General features: G+C 72.0%; 12 protein-coding genes. 4 read left to right on the top strand and 8 right to left on the bottom strand.

What is annotated here, in order from left to right:
* Positions 1-87: 87 nt before the first annotated feature.
* From fxsT to ACFPA8_RS06000, 7 genes are all read right to left on the bottom strand, one after another.
* Positions 88-3,111, bottom strand: a complete 3,024-nt coding sequence (gene fxsT / locus ACFPA8_RS06030; protein WP_386443398.1) for an FxSxx-COOH system tetratricopeptide repeat protein — start codon at positions 3,109-3,111, stop codon at positions 88-90.
* 67 nt (positions 3,112-3,178) lie between these two features.
* Positions 3,179-4,486, bottom strand: coding sequence for an aKG-HExxH-type peptide beta-hydroxylase (locus ACFPA8_RS06025; RefSeq protein ID WP_386443396.1), 1,308 nt, complete (start codon positions 4,484-4,486; stop codon positions 3,179-3,181).
* 91 nt (positions 4,487-4,577) lie between these two features.
* A complete protein-coding gene (locus ACFPA8_RS06020) occupies positions 4,578-4,784 on the bottom strand; it encodes a hypothetical protein (RefSeq protein ID WP_386443393.1) in 207 nt (68 codons plus the stop codon).
* Between the two features lie 115 nt (positions 4,785-4,899).
* Entirely contained in the window at positions 4,900-7,965 is a 3,066-nt protein-coding gene (locus ACFPA8_RS06015; protein WP_386443391.1) for an SAV_2336 N-terminal domain-related protein, read from the bottom strand.
* Positions 7,966-8,040: 75 nt separating this feature from the next.
* Entirely contained in the window at positions 8,041-9,093 is a 1,053-nt protein-coding gene (locus ACFPA8_RS06010) for an AAA family ATPase (RefSeq protein ID WP_386443388.1), read from the bottom strand.
* A gap of 86 nt (positions 9,094-9,179) precedes the next feature.
* Positions 9,180-11,297 carry a VMAP-C domain-containing protein gene (locus ACFPA8_RS06005; RefSeq protein ID WP_386443385.1) on the bottom strand — a complete coding sequence of 706 codons (2,118 nt, stop codon included), beginning with the start codon at positions 11,295-11,297 and terminating at the stop codon, positions 9,180-9,182.
* 201 nt (positions 11,298-11,498) lie between these two features.
* Positions 11,499-11,873 (bottom strand): CU044_2847 family protein, encoded by a 375-nt coding sequence (locus tag ACFPA8_RS06000; RefSeq protein WP_386443382.1) that lies wholly within the window; start codon positions 11,871-11,873, stop codon positions 11,499-11,501.
* A gap of 216 nt (positions 11,874-12,089) precedes the next feature.
* On the opposite strand from ACFPA8_RS06000, the gene ACFPA8_RS05995 reads away from it, so the two are divergent.
* Positions 12,090-12,476 (top strand): hypothetical protein, encoded by a 387-nt coding sequence (locus ACFPA8_RS05995; RefSeq protein WP_386443379.1) that lies wholly within the window; start codon positions 12,090-12,092, stop codon positions 12,474-12,476.
* Positions 12,477-12,794: 318 nt separating this feature from the next.
* Positions 12,795-12,980 (top strand): DUF6104 family protein, encoded by a 186-nt coding sequence (locus tag ACFPA8_RS05990; protein WP_386443376.1) that lies wholly within the window; start codon positions 12,795-12,797, stop codon positions 12,978-12,980.
* 55 nt (positions 12,981-13,035) lie between these two features.
* Here the strand turns inward: ACFPA8_RS05990 and ACFPA8_RS05985 are convergent, their stop codons facing one another.
* A complete protein-coding gene (locus tag ACFPA8_RS05985) occupies positions 13,036-14,220 on the bottom strand; it encodes a PucR family transcriptional regulator (RefSeq protein WP_386443374.1) in 1,185 nt (394 codons plus the stop codon).
* Between the two features lie 121 nt (positions 14,221-14,341).
* Between ACFPA8_RS05985 and ureA the strand changes: the two genes are divergently transcribed.
* Together ureA and ACFPA8_RS05975 are read left to right on the top strand one after the other, a co-directional pair.
* Positions 14,342-14,980 carry an urease subunit gamma gene (ureA, locus tag ACFPA8_RS05980; RefSeq protein ID WP_386443371.1) on the top strand — a complete coding sequence of 213 codons (639 nt, stop codon included), beginning with the start codon at positions 14,342-14,344 and terminating at the stop codon, positions 14,978-14,980.
* Positions 14,977-16,695 (top strand): urease subunit alpha, encoded by a 1,719-nt coding sequence (locus ACFPA8_RS05975; protein ID WP_386443368.1) that lies wholly within the window; start codon positions 14,977-14,979, stop codon positions 16,693-16,695. Before ureA ends, ACFPA8_RS05975 begins: the two co-directional genes overlap by 4 nt.
* Positions 16,696-16,734 lie beyond the last annotated feature (39 nt).

The raw sequence follows: 16,734 nt of genomic DNA, 5'->3' as shown, positions 1-16,734 counted from the left end.
AGCCGCTGAAGTACACGGAGGGCCCGCCGGTATCCGGCGGGCCCTCCGTGCTGTACCCGGTGACCGTGGGCCGGGTGGCCGATGTGCTCAGCCCAGGTAGGGCTCGAAGTCCCAGTAGGGGCGGACCCGTTGACGGGCCGAGAGGGTATGGGGGTGCTGGGCGCCCAGCGAGCGGGTGAGCCGTTGCAGCGCGTCCTCCTCCTGCTTGCCCGCCTCCGTACGCTCCCGTACTGCCCGCAGATCCGCCGCCAGGGCGACCTGGCAGGAAAGGGTGAGCGGGTGGTCGTCGCTCAGGGCGCGCCGGGCACGTTGCAGCGTCTCCCGGCTGAGCTCCACGGCCTCGTCCAGTCGTCCGGTGAAGTTGCGTCCGCAGGCGGCGTTCAGGGCGCATCCAAGAGTCGCGGGGTGGTCCGCCCCGAGCAGGGTGCGCAGTCCGACCAGGGCCTGTTCGAACATGTTCAGCGCACCGTCGCGGTCACCCTCCGCCTGAAGTACGAGTCCCACGTTGGACTGCATGCCGGTCGGTACCGGGTGCGCCTGTCCGAGCAGCCTGCGGTAGCCGTTCTCGGCCTCGGTGATCAGCTCCCGTGCCCGGGTGAGCTCGCCGCGAGCACGCAGGTAGTTCCCGTAGTCGGCGATCAGGGCAAGGGTGTTGAAGTGGCGGCGCCCGTACGCTTGTTCCTGCTGTTCGAGCAGCTCGGCGAGGACCACCCCGCTGTCCTGCCTCGACGTCCCCGCCCGGCGTTCGCAGAGCACGAGGTTGTGCCGGGCCCACAGGGTCTGCGGATGCTGGGGCCCGAGCACCTGCACGTGCCGTCTCACGCCGAGCTCCTGGCGGGCGAGTGCCTCCTGGTATCGGCCCATCAGGCGCAGGTCGCGGGCGCAGGCGTTGACGGACCCGAGGGTGTCGGGGTGCCGGTTGCGCAGCAGTGTCTCGCGCTTCCGCAGCGTGTCGAGGTCGACCTCGTACGCCTCGGCGTAACGGCCCAGCAGCCTGAGCCCACCGGCGAGGTTGTTCCGGGCGAGCAGCGTGGTCCAGTCGTCGGGGCCCAGCAGCCGCTGGGCCGTGCTGACGACTTCGCGCTGCTTGTGCAGCGCCTCGGCGTACTGCCCGAGGAGACGCTGATCGGCCGCGAGGCAGCTGGTCGCCGTCATCAGAGCTTCCTCGTCCGCGGCCGGAGCGCCGCGCAGCAGCTCCAGACGGCTGCTGTCCAGGTCGTACGCCTCCCGGAACCGCCCGGCGGCACGCAGGATGTTGCCCTGGATCGTGGCGAGTTCGAGTACGGGCGCCGCGTCGGGCTCCAGGATCTGCGACCACTGCTCCCGGATCTGATCGGCCAGTTCGGCACCGGCACGGTACTCGCCACCGGACTGGCAGTAGCGCATGCAGTTCAGCAACAGCCGCTGTGTGCGGGGCTCGTTGCTGGTCAGCGAGCCCGATCTGGCCAGGTGGGGCAGCAGTTCGGCGTACTGCGGCCAGCTCCTGCTGTCCTTCGGGGTGCCGGGATCGGCTGCGGACAGCAGCCGGCGGACGACCTTCCGGTACACCTCGCGGTCGGCGGAAGCGGTCAGTTCGTCGACGATGCCGTGCACGACGCGGTGCATGTGGACGGACTCCCGTTCCGGGCCGCCCTCGCTGTTGGCGTTGCCGCGCGATTCCCTCGTCAGGACCGAGTAGTTGACCAGGGACTCGATGGCCCGCGCCCATGCCGGCCGGTCGGTGGCGATCCACTGCAGTTCGTCCGGCAGATCCGTGGCGTTCAGCCCGCGCACCAGCCCGAGCGGGATGCGGCCGGGTGCGAACGCACAGCACAGGGTGAGGAGTTCGACGGTGTGCGGTTCCGTCTGCCGGAGCTTGTTGATGAGTATCGACCAGGAGGTCAGCGAGGACTCGGGGTACTCCGCGAGCGCCGCACGCCCGCCCGTACCTCCCGCGCCGCCCTGCCGCACCATCCGCAGGTACTCGGAGACCTCCATGCGCGACTCGCCGAGCCATGCCGCGGCCTGTGCCATCTGCAGCGGGACGTCGTTGAACTCGACCGCGACCTGGTCCGCTTCGGCGGCGCTGACGTGCGGCGCCCTCCGCATCAGGTAGCCGGTGGACTCGGCGCGCCGGAAGCCCGCGACATCCACGTGCTCGGTGTGCTCGCCCCAGGAGCGGTTGCGGGAGGTGATCAGTACGTGCCCGGTGCCGCCCTGGGGAAGATACTGCGCGATCTCGTCGGTCTCCTCCCAGCCGTCGAAGACGAGCAGCCAGCGGCTGTAGGGCTTGCCGCGCCGGAGGGCGTCCCGTACGGCGCGGATACGTTCGCCCGGCTCCGAGCTCTCGGTCAGGCCGAGTTCGACGGCCAGTTCACCGAACCGGTCCCTCTGCGTGTTGCGCTGGTCCGAGTTGACCCACCAGACCACGTCGTAGTCGGGGCTGAAGCGGTGGGCGTACTCGGCGGCGATCTGGGTCTTGCCGATGCCGGACATGCCGATCAGCGCGCACGCGGACGCTCCCGGTCCGGCGTCGGTCAGGCGCTGCTGGACGTCGTTGAGCAGCTCGTCGCGCCCCGTGAACTGGCTGTTGCGCCGGGGCACTTCACCCCATACGGCCACCGGGTCGTTCGGGTAGCGGGACCCCGGCCCTGCGGGTGGCGTACGCCCGGCCGCCGGGGTGAGGTCGAGCCTGTCCAGGAGTCTCCGCTCCGCCTCGTCCTCGCCCACACCCCACAGATCGACGGGCCTCAGAACGGCCGTCGCGGGCAGAAGCGTTCGGTTGGTGAGGTTGACGGCGGCGAACGATTCCGCGTTCTCGTTCACGAAGCCGCGGAGCACCGCGTTCCATTCGCCCTCGGGCCGGGGGCCGAGCTGGAAGAACCAGTCGCTCAGCACCAGGAGTACCCGGCCCCGGGCCAGCAGCAGATCACCGAGGGCCTCTTCCAGCGGCTGCTCACGGGACGGGCCCCAACGTTGCAGTATGGCCCGGTGCCCGTGGCTCTCCAGCCGATGGGCGAGCCAAGTGGCCCAGGAGCGGTGGTAGCCGGGGAAGGCCACTACGAAGTGCTGCGACGGCTGCCCGGTGCCGCCCGGGCCGCCACTCCCCTCCGGGGGCCGTAACTCGACCATGGACGCGTCTCCCTTGTTCTCGTGGTGGTCCCGGGTCACCGCCGGCGCCGGGGGCGCAGTGACGTGATTACTTTACGTCACTGCCCAGCGGCGGAGGAACGGGACGGCAGGGTGCGGGCGCGCCGCGCAGGCTCACCAGATGCCCGGCCATGCCTTCTGTGAACTCTCGACCTGCGACGGTGAGTTCACCGGAGGTCCGCAGCACGGTGAGGGCGTGGGCGACCTGTTCGCGGTAGTCCTCACAGCGTGCGCGGGCCTGTCTTCGGGTGGCGGGCACGGCGCCCCTGCGGTCGGCGATGCGATACCACAGGTCGGCGAGCGCGAGATGCGCGTACGTTCCCTGGAGCACGGCGTCGAGGGGGCGCGCGTCGGCGCGCCACGGCACATGGTGCACGGGGGCGCCTTCGGCGTGGTGCAGAGGCGTCAGGTCGCAGAGCACCGCGAGCTTGCTGTGCTGGACCTCGTGCACCAGGACGGTCGTCATCTCCGTCGCGCTGCCCGGGAGTTCGGTGAGCACTGCCCAGGGCGCCGATCGCAGTGTCCCGCTGCACGTGCCGCCCGGGGTTCCGGCCAGCGGCACCACGGAACGCACCAGCGAGAGGAGCTCCGCCCGCCGGGCCGGGTCTGCCGACCCCAGCAGCATCAGAGCCCCGGCCCACCGCGCCGTCCAGGCCCGCGCCCGGCCCCGGCCCCGTCCGCCGGTGGTGGCGGGGGACGGGAACCTGCCGACGGGAGCGGTACCCGCGCGGTACGGGTCGAGGTCGTCGAGCACGGCGCCGCTGCCGGGCAGCGACCGGAGCCCGTACCAACCCGCCCCGGTGGCACGGGTGTAGGGAGCGTGCAGCACGGTGCCGGAGCGGCGGTCTCCCGGTGTGAGCCGGAGGCTGCGCGGACCGGCGACGACACGCACCTGCGTGGCGTGCGCGTCGTACACGCCGATACCGGGGAGAGCCAGGCGCCCGCCCGGGGCGGGGAGCGTCGTACGGAAGCCCGTACCGGTGCGGAGGGCCACGGCGGCAGCGAGAGCCCCGAGACCACCGAGCGAGTTCTCGAAGGCCGCCGGGTCGCCCCCGGGAGTGCTCAGCGTCCGCAGGAGCCAGTTGCCGACGGACGGATAGGCCAGCGCCCGGCGCACGGCGATCGGGTCGCGCGCCTCGGCGCGTTCCAGTAACCGCCAGTGCTCGTCGAGGCGTTGCAGCACGCTCGGCGGCACGGCGTGCCGCTCGGCGCGTGTGAGAAGAGATCTGAGCAGCACCAGCCGTCTGCTGTGCAGGCCGGCGTGCAGGAGGCGGAGATCAGCGGGGGCGGGACGGGTCCGGGCCAGCGAGGCCAGGACTCCGGAGGGTATGCCGAAGGAGGCCGTCGCAGGCTGCATCGTTCCCCCTTCTGCGTACTCGGAATTGGCCCGAATCCGCCGCTCGGCCGCCCCTCCGCCCAGTCGTGGGCACCCGGTGCCGCGGGAGGGTTCACCCGCCGTTGCCGGTGTCCGTCCCCCACCACTTGCCGGTGAACCGCTCGGGACCCCGCAGCACGTCGTCGACCGCGGCATGGACCGCCGGATCGTCCGTGACGCGCAGAAGGCGCAGGTCGACACCGGTGAGATCGGGCAACGGCGGTCTTCCCCCGTGGTCCAGGTCCGCCCCGGCGGACGTGCCACGGCCCTGCTTCGGCACGCTGTTCTCCTCCCTGCCCCCTCTCGCGGGAGGCGGCCGACAACGGTGCAGGGTTCTTCCCAAGTGCCCTGCCCGAGAAACCCGTTCGGCCCGGCAGCCCCATGGACACCGCCGCTCATTCGGCCTCCAGTGCGGCGATGCGCCCACGCGTCTCACGGACCTCGTCCCAGGGGATGTCCTCCCTCAGTTCTCCGGCGAGACGCTGCCATTCGGCGGCTGCCGCGCGATAGTCCTCGAGGGCCTCCCGTGGACGCGCGAAGCGCTCGTGGAACGTGCCCCGTCCCATCAGGGCGCGTGCGGCCGACACGGATGCGGGAGTGTCGTCATGCGGCCGCGCCTCGGTGAGCGAGCGGGTGAAGGCTTCCTGCGCACGCTCGGCGGGCCCGTGCCCGGCCGGGAACTGCTGACGGGCGCCGCCCAGCAACAGCCATGCCTCGGCGCGGAGTTCACCGTCCCCTGCCTTACGGGCGGTCTGCTCCAGCAGATGGCATCCCTCGTAGAGGTCCGGCAGGAACCCCTCGCGCTCGAAGCGCGTCACCAGGGCCCGGCCGAGCTGCAACTGGAGGCGGTGGGCCAGGACGTCTCCTGACGGCGCGGTGGTGAGAGCTTCACGCAGCAGACCTTCGGCGCGAGTGACCTCGGTGCCGCTCTCCAGCAGCATCCTGCCCCATTCGCCGAGGAGTTCGGCGCGCTCCCGGCTGTCGCGTCCGGCGAAGGCTTCCGCCGCGGCGTACGCCTCGTCCGCACCCTGACGGTCACCGGCGTCGCGCAGGACCCGGGCGCGTGCACGGGCGCAACGCAGCCGCAGAGCCGGGTCGTCCCCCGCGGCGGCCCGGGCACGGTCCAGGTTCGCCAGCCGTTCGTCGCTTCCGGCGCCCGCGGTGCGCAGTGCCGTACCGAGGTCGAGGAGAGCCCCGCACAGCTGCCGGTCGTCCGCACCGGCCGACGCCAGCAGGTCGCCGGCCACGCGCAGTTCGGCGGCGGCCTCCGCCGCGAAGGAGCGCAGCTCGGCGCCCGTACGGCCGTCGAGCCGGCCCAGGGCCAGCAGGAGCCGGCCCAGCCACAGCCTGCGCCTGGCCTCGAGCGGACCGGTCAGCGGGCTGCCTGCCGCGTCCGCATCCTCGGCCATGGTGCGCAGTGTCCGCACCGCGGCCCGCAGATGCCGGGGGTCGCTCTCGGCCCGCCACAAGTCACGCTGGACCGCCGCGAGTTCGAAGCGCGTCTCGGGGTCGGCGCCGGTGAGCTGACGCCCGGCCTCGTGCAGGAGACCGCGCGCCCGGGCGGGGTCACGCTGAACCTCACCGGTCGCCGTCAGTGCGCGCAGCGCCTTGCCGAGTACGAGCTTGGTGCGGGTCAGCTGTTCGGTGGCCGCGGTCTCACCGTCCGCGGCACGCGTCGCACCGGCTTCGCCTTCGGCGTCACCCTCGCCGCCGCTGCCGTCGCTCCGGGCCGCGGCGAGCGCGGACTCGGCATGCGCACGTGCCTCCTCCAGCAGCCTCGGATCGCCCAGTGCCCGCCAGCGGTTCAACAGCCGTTCGGCCTCGGCGAGTCCGCCGGGAGCCGCTGTCTCCGGGTCGTACCAGCGCACTACGCGGGCGGGGACCTGGGCGAAGAGGTCGTCGGAGACGGTTTCCGGGTTCTCCTGCCACTCCTCGCCCTGCTCTTCCGGCGCGTCGTGGCCGGAGAGTCTGGCGACGGCGAGCGCGGGGAAGTTGCGTGTGCCCTTCCCGAAGTGCCGGGTGACGTACTCGGAGAGGTACTTCAGCACCAGCACGGCCGCGTCCTGGTCGAGGGACTGCATCAGCAGCTCCGCCACGCCGGGAGCGAAGGCGTAACGCGGCCCCGGCGACCCCTCGATGTCGGGCAGCCGCTCCAGCAGCCCGCTGAGCAGGACTTCGGCCAGCTCCATCGGCCCGGTGTCGGGCAGCATCGCCTCCTGTACGAGCTGGATCACCGGCAGCACGAGGGGCACGGCGGCCAGATGCACGACAAGGTCCAGCGCTCCGGGCGAGGCCGAGGCGCGGAAGGCGCCGAGCAGTTCGCGCGGGCCTGCCCCGTCCTGCGTGCCGGGTGCGGGCATCACGTGGTGGCGGGGGCGCACCCAGGCGGCCGCACCGCGCACGGCACGCCGTCCGTTGCCGCCCAGGAGGCGCGCCCAGCTCCCCAGCGCGGCGGGCGTGGGAAGCAGTACGGGCACGGGCAGCGCGTCGTCCGGCTGCGGGGCGCCGTATCCGTCCGGCTGGAACTCGACACGGCCGCCCGCCCCGCGGTCGCGCACCAGCGTCCCCGGTTCGGCGGGCAGGGCCGTACGGTGCCACAGCCGCGGCGGCAGCGGCTGCACCACTGCCAGCGGTGAACTGCCGGACCAGCGGTGCAGCAGCCGCTGTGCTCCGCCGCCCTGCCAGAGCGGCCCCACGCAGTCGCTCACGACGAGGGTGAGCTGACGCCCCGTGGTGTCGCGGTACTGGTCGGCGGGGCGTAAGCGAGTCGCAGCGGGCTCGGGGCCGGTGCCTATCAGCGGTGAACCGTCCGCGGCGTAGTGCAGGTAGAGGGCCTGCACGTCGCGGAACGCACCGAGTTGTTCGCAGGTCTGCCGCAGCTGGTCGAACGTCAGCTGCCAGACGGACGTGGTCGTGGAGGCGTCCATCAGCAGCAGCACCTGGGCGTCCGGCCGCGCCCCCGCACCGAACACGGGGAGCACAGCGGCGCTCCGCGCACTCAGCTCCGCTGTTGCGGCCTCGTCCAACGGGCCCGGCACAGGGACCGGTTGGGGCCGGTACCCGTGCAGGGGGCGCAGCGCGCGCTGCAGTCCGAGCAGTCCCGGCAGCGTGCTCGCGGCCGGGGCCCGTACCGCGAAGGCCCGCGGGGGCGCGTCATCGCCGTGCCGGCCGGGCGCGTAGAGCGACACCGGGGCGGAGCGCTCGGCACCGGCGTGGGCGGGCGGCTCGTCGCCGCCGTCCGGGGCCGGAGGCGGGACGGACCCTGAAGGAGGCCGAGGTGAGGGCCCCTTGGCCTCTCGCTCTTCCCCGCCGGGGGGCGGTGCCGCCGCACCCTGGGCGGCCACGGACTGCCGGCGGGCGAGCCAGAGTGCCTCTGCGACCTCTTCGGCTGTCGGGTCGAAACCCGCTTCGCGCAGGCGTCCGATGAAGCCGTCCAGCCCCGCCTCAGTGCTCGTCGGCACGCCCTCGGAACTCGCGTGCGGTCGGGCCGGCTGCCGGCCGGGCCGGTCCGGAACCCCCCTGCTGCGCATCAGCCATCACCTCGGGCGGTCCAGCGGCCGCAGCAGCATCTCGGCGAGACGACTGCGCGTCACCCGCTCTGCTCCCGCGGCACGCTGGGTGAGGAACAGGGCGTTGAGGAGCTGGTCCGTGGCGACGACCTGGCCGGGATCGCGGGCGAGGAAGCGCTGGATGTACTCCTCGCCCTCCGCGAGTGCCTCCTCGCCGAGGTGCGCCTTGACCATCGCCGCCAACTGCTTCTCGGTGGGCGGCTTCAGCTCCAGCTGGATGCAGCGTCGCAGCAGCGCGGCCGGGAAGTCCCGCTCGCCGTTGGAGGTGAGGACGATGAACGGGAAAGTCGTGCAGTGCACCCGGCCGCCGGTCACGGGCACCTTGGTCCCGTCGTCGGTGAGCACGTCGGTGACCGGCTCACGGTCGGCGCTGCGCTCCAGCTCCCGGATCGTGAACTCGCCCTCCTCCAGGACGTTGAGGAGGTCGTTGGGGAGGTCGATGTCGCTCTTGTCCAGCTCGTCGACGAGCAGCACACGGGGCCTTGCTTCCTGTTCGCCGTGCGCGGGCAGCAGCGCCGTGCCGAGCGGCCCCAGCCTGATGTACGAGCCGATGGGCGGCCGTTCGGCCTGCTCGCCCTCCACGGCCCGGTCCAGCTGTACGTCCTGGAGCCTGCCGATGGCGTCGTAGTGGTAGAGCCCGTCCTGGAGGGTGGTGCGGCTGAGGATGGGCCATCGCAGCACCCGGCCGAGACCGAGCTCGTGGGCGACGGCGTGTGCGAGCGTCGACTTGCCGGTGCCCGGATTGCCGGTCACCAGCAGTGGACGGCGCAGGTACAGCGCGGCGTTGACCGCCTCGACCTCTTCGGGACGCGGATGCAGGTTCTCCACCAACTGGCGCTGCACGCCCAGCCGTCGGGCCGCGTCCCCCTCCACGGATGCACCTGCGCGGTCGCCGTCCCCTCCCTCACCGGTGTCCGCGGTCTGCGTGAGAGTGAAGTCCCGCCAGGGGGGCGGATCCGGTAACTGCCGTACGCCGTCGTGCGGGAGGCCCGCCCCCCGGTAGATGCGCCAATCGCTCACTGTGGGCTCCTCATGCTCCTGGTGACTCGGTGCGGTTCAGCGATGTAGCGGGGCCTGTGGTGTCGTTGCCGCTCGGGAAGGGGCGTCTAGGGGCGGAGCTGCGGTGCGCGCAGTGGATGGTCGGAGAGCTGGGGTCCGTCGGGCGGATCGTAGAGGAGGATCAGCTGTTCTGCCCAGGCCGCAGCGGTGTCGGTGCCGCCGGGATCGACCATCCGGTTGCGCAGGTTGAGGACGAGTTCGCGCAGTCCGTCCGGTCCGTCGGCGGCGCCCACCGCGCGCAGCAGATCCGCCGCACCCGAGTAGAACTCCTCGCAGTCGTCGTGCCGTTCGTCGCAGCGCCGCCACAGGGCCGCCGGGTGTCCCGCCGCCAGCGCCACGCCCAGAGCCGCCGCGCCGCGTCCGCTGCCCGCCCGCGCGCAGTGCACAGGGACCGCGTGGCGCTCCGCGGCGCGCAGCCGCCCGTACGCCGCCATGTCGGTCTCCGGGGCAGCGCTCTCGTGTCCGGCCTCGGGCACGTCGCTGCACAGCGGGATCGCGGAGAGCGGTCCCTGCGCGATACCGCTCCAGCGGCTGCGCCACTCGGGAGTGACCTTGCACCTGCGTTGCAGATCGCGGACTGCGACCGTACGGCGGTGTCCGAGCGGCAGACTGTGCTCGCTGAACCCCTCGCCGGGGTCTGCCTCCCTGGCCCGCCATGTCTCCACGGGCTCGTCGAACAGCGCGCGGGGCAGCATGAAGTCGAGCGCCGCCAGATGTTCTCCGATGTCTCCCCTGTCCAGGGCGTCGGCGAGCGCGGCGCGGATGTCCCCTTCCAGCTTCGCGCGCGGGACGCCGATCTCGCTGTTGCGTACGGGCGTGATCTGGCCCTCGGCATCGATCAGTTTGATCCGCCAGGCGTGCGTACCGTAGAAGTCCGGGTCGATCTCCACGAGTACGTCGGCATGCACGGAGCGCACCGCGCCGGACGGGTGCGTGGTCGCCGCGGCCGTCGCGAGACCGTCCACGATGTCGGGGACGCGCTGCCGGATGATGTCGTTGCGCAGGGTCACTGCGGCGTTCTTCACCCATGCCTTCAGCTCGCCCACCGCGTCCGGCTCTGCCTCGGCGCACTTCCCGGACGGCGCCTCCCGCTGTACGGGCGGCACCGCGCGGATCTCCCCGGTCGCGGCCCGCGCCCCGGTTCCCGCTCCCGACAGCGCGGCGCACACCTTCGCCGCGTACAGCAGCACCGCTTCCCGCTCCAGGTCACGCCCCGTGTCACCGCCGTCGGCACGCCCGTCGCGCGGCGAGTACAGCAGCCCCGCGCCCTCCCGCCAGCTGCGGGGCGCGTGCACGTCGAGCCGATAGGACTCGCGAAGCACCTCACGTCGTGCCTCGTTGACCATCTCCAGCACCTGCCCCGTGCTGAGCGGCGGCGGCAACTCGGCGAAGCGTCCGTACAGTTCGGCCCGGTCGTAGGCCGTGAAGCCGCTCGAGTACCCAGGCTTCGTACGCTGCGCCTCCAGGTCGAACTGCTCCCGCGGCCAGCTCCAGCCGGGACTGAGATAGCGCTGGAGATGGTGCCGGTCGTGTGCGCGCAGCACCTGCGACCACACGCCGGCGGCGTCCGGCCCGTCGTCGCAGAAGCGACGCAGCTCCGTGACGGCCGTGGCGAGCGCCGCCGACTCGCCGCGGCCTTTCGCGCGGCCCTTGTTGACACCGATGACGCTGCCCCGGTTGCGGTCGACGACGGGGCCTCCCGAGCATCCCGCGGGCAGGTAGCTGCCCTGAAGCATCAGCGGACCGCCGGGGCCGCCGGTCGCCGCGCCCGCACCGTGCACGTACACCTCCGCGCCGCCGCCGAACGCCGAGGAATACCCGTGCAGTTCGACCTGGTCGGAGGCGACCTGCGAACGGTCGCTGAGCCAGAGGCAGTTCACCTCCTCCGCATCCGGCACGCGTACGAGCGCCAGGTCGGGGTCGCCCCAGGGAGAGGGAGGACGTTCGGCATCGTGGGGGCGCGGGAGCCCGCAGGCGAGCAGACCGGTGAATGTCGCACCGCTCTCAGTGGTGATGCCGATGACGTGCTCACCCCTCCACACGGCACCCCTCCCCTTGCCCACGACGTGCGCACTGGTCAGTACCCAGCCCGGAGCGATGAAGAAGCCGCTTCCCCAGAAGACCCCGTGCCCGCTCTCGTACCGGGCGTCATACCCCTCGTCCACTGCACCAATCCGTACGACCGCCGCTCGCACGGCGCTCTCGACGGCGCTCACGAGACACGCACGGCGCACAGCAGCAGACCGGCATGTGCCCTCCTGCTCCGCTGCGCCCACGCGGACAACCCGGCTCTGCCGCCGGAGACGCTGACCACCCGCACCCCGTCCCCCCGGTTCCACCTCGCGTGAGGCAAGTGAGCAACAAGATTACTGCTCTTGCTGCTGCGCCGGATCCCCCCGTTTCCAGGTCAGCGTGACCGAGATCGCCCCCTTGACCTCACCGTCCGCGAGCAGTGCGACGGCCTTGCCCGGCTTGACCAGGATCTCGACGCCGAAGGTCGCGCTCACCTCGTCGGGCTGCGCCTCCCGCGCCGCCTCCAGTACGGCCGAACCCACGCCGGAGACCAGCTCGTTGAGCCGCTCCACACGTGCCGCGAGGCCGTCGGCCGCTCCCGTGTCCTCGAACTCGAAGTCCGGGTCCTCGCCCCTCCCGTCCGGCAGTTGCTCCGGCGCGACCACGCGGACGGCGGCGAGCACCGTCTCCCCGTTCGGCAGCTCGATCTCCTGAATACCCCGCTCCACCGCACACTCCTCCGTTGCTGCTCCAGTCGTGCGCCCACGCCCCGACGAACGCATCATCCCGGACGCCCGGCCCGCCCCGGTCGAAGCAATTGCTCTGACTGTATGACTTTCATACGCGTCAGGGTCGAGTCGGCGTCATCGCAGCATCGGTCACGTATGCGGAGGAATAGTCACATTAGTTCTCCCACCGTGGGGAGAATCCAGATTGGAGAGAACATGCGCAAATCACTCAGGGTCTCCGCTCTCGCCGTCATGGCCGCCGCGATGCTCGGCGCCTCGGCCACCGCCGCGTCGGCCGCCCCCGGATACGGCCACGGCGAGGAGGGCGGGTCCCATCAGGTGAACTTCTGCGGCAACACGCAGCAGGAGAACGAGGCCGAGGCCGAGGAGGCACTCGCCGCCGCAGCCGAGCAGGCGAACAACGGCCACCGCGCCACCTTCTGCCAGACCGGCATCGGCAACACGATCACCAACGTGAACCCGGACATCAACGTGAACCTCGTTCTTCCCGAGGAAGCCGGCAACGGCGGCGGCGAGGAAGCCGACAGCGCGGAGAACGGCTCCGGCACCAAGGCCGGCATGGCAGGACGGAACGGGGCCTGACCGCTCCGCTCCGGTGACTCTCCCGCCTGGGAGTGGGACAGCTCCGCGGTCCGCGGTCGTCCCGGCTGAGCGGTCTCTCCCGCTTCACGCCGGCGACCGGGAAGGCTCGCGGTGCACGGCGCCGGTCCCCCGGACCGACGTCTGAGGGGAGAGACGCATCCGCCTCCCGTCGGGCGCGTCTCTCCCCTTCGTACCTCCGCCCGTGCCGCGCGACCGGGAGCCGACCGCTGTCCGTGACCTGTCCGCCCCGCGGAAAGAGCTCCTCCGCACCCGCATATTCTGGGGACCGCACCGTCGACCGTCCCCCAGGAGCGCTCCGTGTACTTCACCGACCGCGGCATCGAAGAGCTGACGAGCCGACGCGGCGAAGAAGAGGTCACCTTCGAGTGGCTGGCCGAGCAGCTCCGGGCGTTCGTGGATCTCAACCCCGACTTCGAGGTCCCCGTCGAGCGGCTGGCGACCTGGCTCGCGCGGCTCGACGACGAGGACGAGGACGACGTCTGAGCTCGCCCGGCACCCCGCCGGTCCTGTCCGTCCCCGCCGGTCGCGCCTGCCGTCTCTACCTGTCGCCTTGCTCCTGTGCGTGCAGGGCGAGGGCGAGCAGCGCGGCGTCCCCGGGACGGCGGATGTCGCGGCCGGTCAGTTCGAAGAGACGGGTGAAACGCTGCTGGACGGTGTTGCGGTGGCAGTAGAGGGCTTCCGCGGTCTCGGCGATCGAGCCGCTCCCGGCGAGGTGCACCCGTGCCGTCTGCAGAAGCCGCTCGGTCTCGGCGACGGGGACGTTGTCCCGGCGGACGCCTCCCAGGACGTCTTCGGCCAGATACCCGGCGAAGGATTCCGCACGGTGCACCAGTACCTGGAGCCACGCGTCCGCCAGACGGAGCGGCCCCGCCGCCGAGTCCGGAAGCGCCCGGGCGGTCGCGGTGGCCAGTTCGACAGCCCGGGGCACCTCCGCCAGGCCGTCCACCGCGGGTGACACTCCGCACGGCACTCCCCCCAGCATGTCCAGGACCTCCGCCTCGCTCATGCGCCGGGCCAGCTGCACGACCAGCAGTGACGCCGAGGACACCGTCTGCCGTTGAAGCGTCGCGCCGGCGGAACGCAGCGTGGCGGCCGCCTCGTGGAGCGCGGCCCCGGCTTCCGGAAGGGCGGCGACGCACAGGAAGCGTCCCGTGGCCTGGAAGCCGAGCGCGAGGGACACGTCTCGTACCACTGTCGGGTTGCGGCCGCCGGTCTCCAGCAGGCGGTCGAACCACAGCCGGCGCTCGTCCTCGCGCTGCCTGCCCATCTCCAGGACGGTCCGCTGGTACGCGGTCATGATGCCGGTGACATGGGCTTCCACGGCCTCCCACACGTGGTAGGCGGAGGCGACGAGCAGCACTTTGTCCGCGTCGTCGGCCCTGGCGACCAGTGCGGCCCAGACCACCCGGAAGTCCAGCCGGGCTGCCGCGAGCAGTGAGTCCAGCGGTACGCCCTGGCGGGCACGCCGCTCGCCGATGCGTTCCGAGACGCCCGCCAGCTCCGCCGGTACGGGCAGCTCCGCCACCGTACGCAGCAGCAGTTCGAAGGCCAGGAGCGCGCTCTCCCGGAAGTCCTCGTCGGGCACGGCTCCGGCGTACTCGGCGCGCAGCGGCCGGACGGTCTCCATCCAGTCGCCGAGGAGGACGTCGAGCTCCTGAAGGCACTCCACGGCGAGCTCCGCAGCGCGGGGGCCGGGCAGGGAAGAGGCGGACTGAGTGTGCATCTGCACAATCGTGGACCCTCAGTCCGCGATACTTCAACGTTGGTCTGCCTCCTCAGTCGCGCAATCCTGGGGCGATCGCTTTGTGCCCTCAGCCGAGTCGGTCGACCCCGGAGGCCCGACAGTGCATCTGACTCCCCGCGAGAACGAGCGGCTTCAACTGTTCACCGCCGCCGAACTCGCCCGGCGCCGCCGCAGCCGCGGCCGCCGGCTCAACGCGCCCGAGGCCATCGCGCTCATCTGCGACGAAATACTCGAAGCCGCCTGGGACGGGCTCGGCATGGACGAGGTCATCCAGGTGGGGCGCTCGGTGCTCAGCGAGGACGACGTGCTGGAAGGGGTGCCCGCGATGGTGCCCACCGTCCAGGTCGAGGCCCTCTTCCCGAGCGGGACGGCGCTCGTCGCCGTCGACGACCCGATCACGGCCCGGGGCACGGCGCCCGGACCGGGCGCGGTACGCACGGCACCCGGCCCCGTACGCATCAACGAGGGCCACCGCAGGCAGCGCCTGACCGTACGCAACACGGGAGACCAGGCCGTCTACATCTCCTCGCACTTCCCGCTCTCCGAGGCCAACGCGGCGCTCCGCTTCGACCGCGAGGCCGCCGCGGGCATGCGGCTGGACGTCCCGGCCGGTACCGCCCTCGTCTTCGAGCCGGGCACCGAACGCGAGGTCGACGTGGTCGAGGCCCGTCACGAAGGAGTGCGGCCGCCGCAGGCAGGCAGCCCGTACGACCAGGGGGAGAAGGAGGCCCGGCCATGAGTGCTCCCGGAAACAGCGCGGACCGTCCGCCGCGCGAGATCGACCGGCGCACGTACAACGCACTCTACGGACCCACGACGGGCGACAGGATCCGGCTCGGCGACACCGGCCTGTGGGTGGAGGTCGAGCACGACGACGGAAGCCCGGGCGACGAACTCCTGGGCGGCTGCGGCAAGACCGTACGGGACGGGCTGCTGGCCTCACCCCGTTCCGACCGGGAGTCCGCACTCGACCTGGTGATCACCAACGTGGTGCTGCTCGACCCGCGTTCGGGCGTGCGGAAGACGGACATCGGCGTCAAGGACGGCCGTGTCGTGGCGGTCGGAGGAGTGGGCAACCCGGACGTCATGCCCGTCGACTTCGCCGTGGACTCGCACACCTCGATGGTGCCGGGCGAGGGGCTGCTGGCCACCCCCGGCATCGTCGACAGCCACGTGCACCTCTCCTCCCCCGAGATCGCGCCCGCCGCGCTCTCCTCCGGAGTGACCACGGTGGTGGGAATGGGCCTCGGCGGCATGTGGGAGATCGGCTGCAACCCCGCCCACAACCTGCACACGCTGATGAGCGCCTGGCGGGGGACGCCTCTCAACGTGGCGTTCCTGGCACGTGGTTCGTCCAGCTCACGCCGCCAGCTGGACGAGATCGTGCTGGCCGGCGCCGGCGGTTTCAAGGTCCACGAGGACTTCGGAGCGACCCCGCGCATCGTCGACACCTGCCTTGACGCCGCCGACCAGGCCGACCTGCCCGTCGCGCTGCACACCGACTCGATGAACGAATCCGGCTATCTGCGCGACACCGTCGGCGCGACGCGCGGGCGCACCGTGCACGCGTACCACGTCGAGGGAGGAGGAGGCCATCCCGACCTGCTCCAGATCCTCTCCGAGGGCAACATCCTGCCCTCCTCGACGACTCCGACCATCCCGTACACGGTCAACACCGTCGACGAACTCTTCCCGATGACGATGACCGTCCACCGTCAGAACCACCACATCGACAGCGACGTCGAGGTCTCCCGGGGACGCATCCGCGCCCACGCCATCGCGGCGGAGAACTCACTGCACGACCAGGGCGCCATCAGCATCGTCAACTCCGACTCGATGGGCATGGGCCGCATCGCCGAGACCGTCCGCCGCACCTGGCAGCTCGCGCACGTACAGGCGGTACGCAGCGGTGAGGACGGCGTCGAACACTCCGCGAACGCACGGGTGTTGCGCTACCTGGCCAAGATCACGCTCAACCCGGCCGTCGCACACGGCATCTCCCACGAGGTGGGCAGCGTCGCACCGGGTCAGCTCGCGGACATCGTGCTGTGGCATCCGGCCTGGTTCGGCACGAAACCCGAACTCGTCATCAAGAGCGGCTTCGTGGCCTGGGGGAACACCGGTTCCGGCTCGGGCTCGACCCGTCTCACGCAGCCGCGCCGCTACCGGCCGTACTACGGCGCACTGGGCGACGCCGCCGCACAGCTCGCCCGCGTCTTCGTCGGCGCCGAGGCGCTCTCGGACTCCGCGGCACGCAACTCCCTGCCGCGCGGGCTGCGTTACGCGCCCGTACGGGACAGCCGCGGGCTCAGCCGTGCCGACATGCTGCACAACACCGCGACCCCGGTGGTCGAGGTCCCCCGTGACCCGGGCCCCGTCCTCGTCGACGGGACGCCCACCGCGACCGAAGCCGCCACCGGTCTTCCGCTGGCCCAGCTCCACCACCTGGCGTGAGCGCCGGTGCCCGCAACCGACCGGAGGCGACGGAGCCGA

This window comes from Streptomyces ovatisporus (assembly GCF_042653885.1).
Lineage (GTDB): Bacteria > Actinomycetota > Actinomycetes > Streptomycetales > Streptomycetaceae > Streptomyces > Streptomyces ovatisporus.
Note: the sequence above shows the minus strand (reverse complement) of the source record. Positions and strands in the feature narration are given on the sequence as shown.

Bases quoted from the DNA above. Each gene is read 5' to 3' on its own strand.
- ACFPA8_RS06025 (WP_386443396.1), bottom strand. From the start codon at position 4,486: ATGCAGCCTGCGACGGCCTCCTTCGGCATACCCTCCGGAGTCCTGGCC.
- fxsT (WP_386443398.1), bottom strand. From the start codon at position 3,111: ATGGTCGAGTTACGGCCCCCGGAGGGGAGTGGCGGCCCGGGCGGCACC.
- ACFPA8_RS05995 (WP_386443379.1), top strand. From the start codon at position 12,090: ATGCGCAAATCACTCAGGGTCTCCGCTCTCGCCGTCATGGCCGCCGCG.
- ACFPA8_RS05985 (WP_386443374.1), bottom strand. From the start codon at position 14,220: ATGCACACTCAGTCCGCCTCTTCCCTGCCCGGCCCCCGCGCTGCGGAG.
- ACFPA8_RS05975 (WP_386443368.1), top strand. From the start codon at position 14,977: ATGAGTGCTCCCGGAAACAGCGCGGACCGTCCGCCGCGCGAGATCGAC.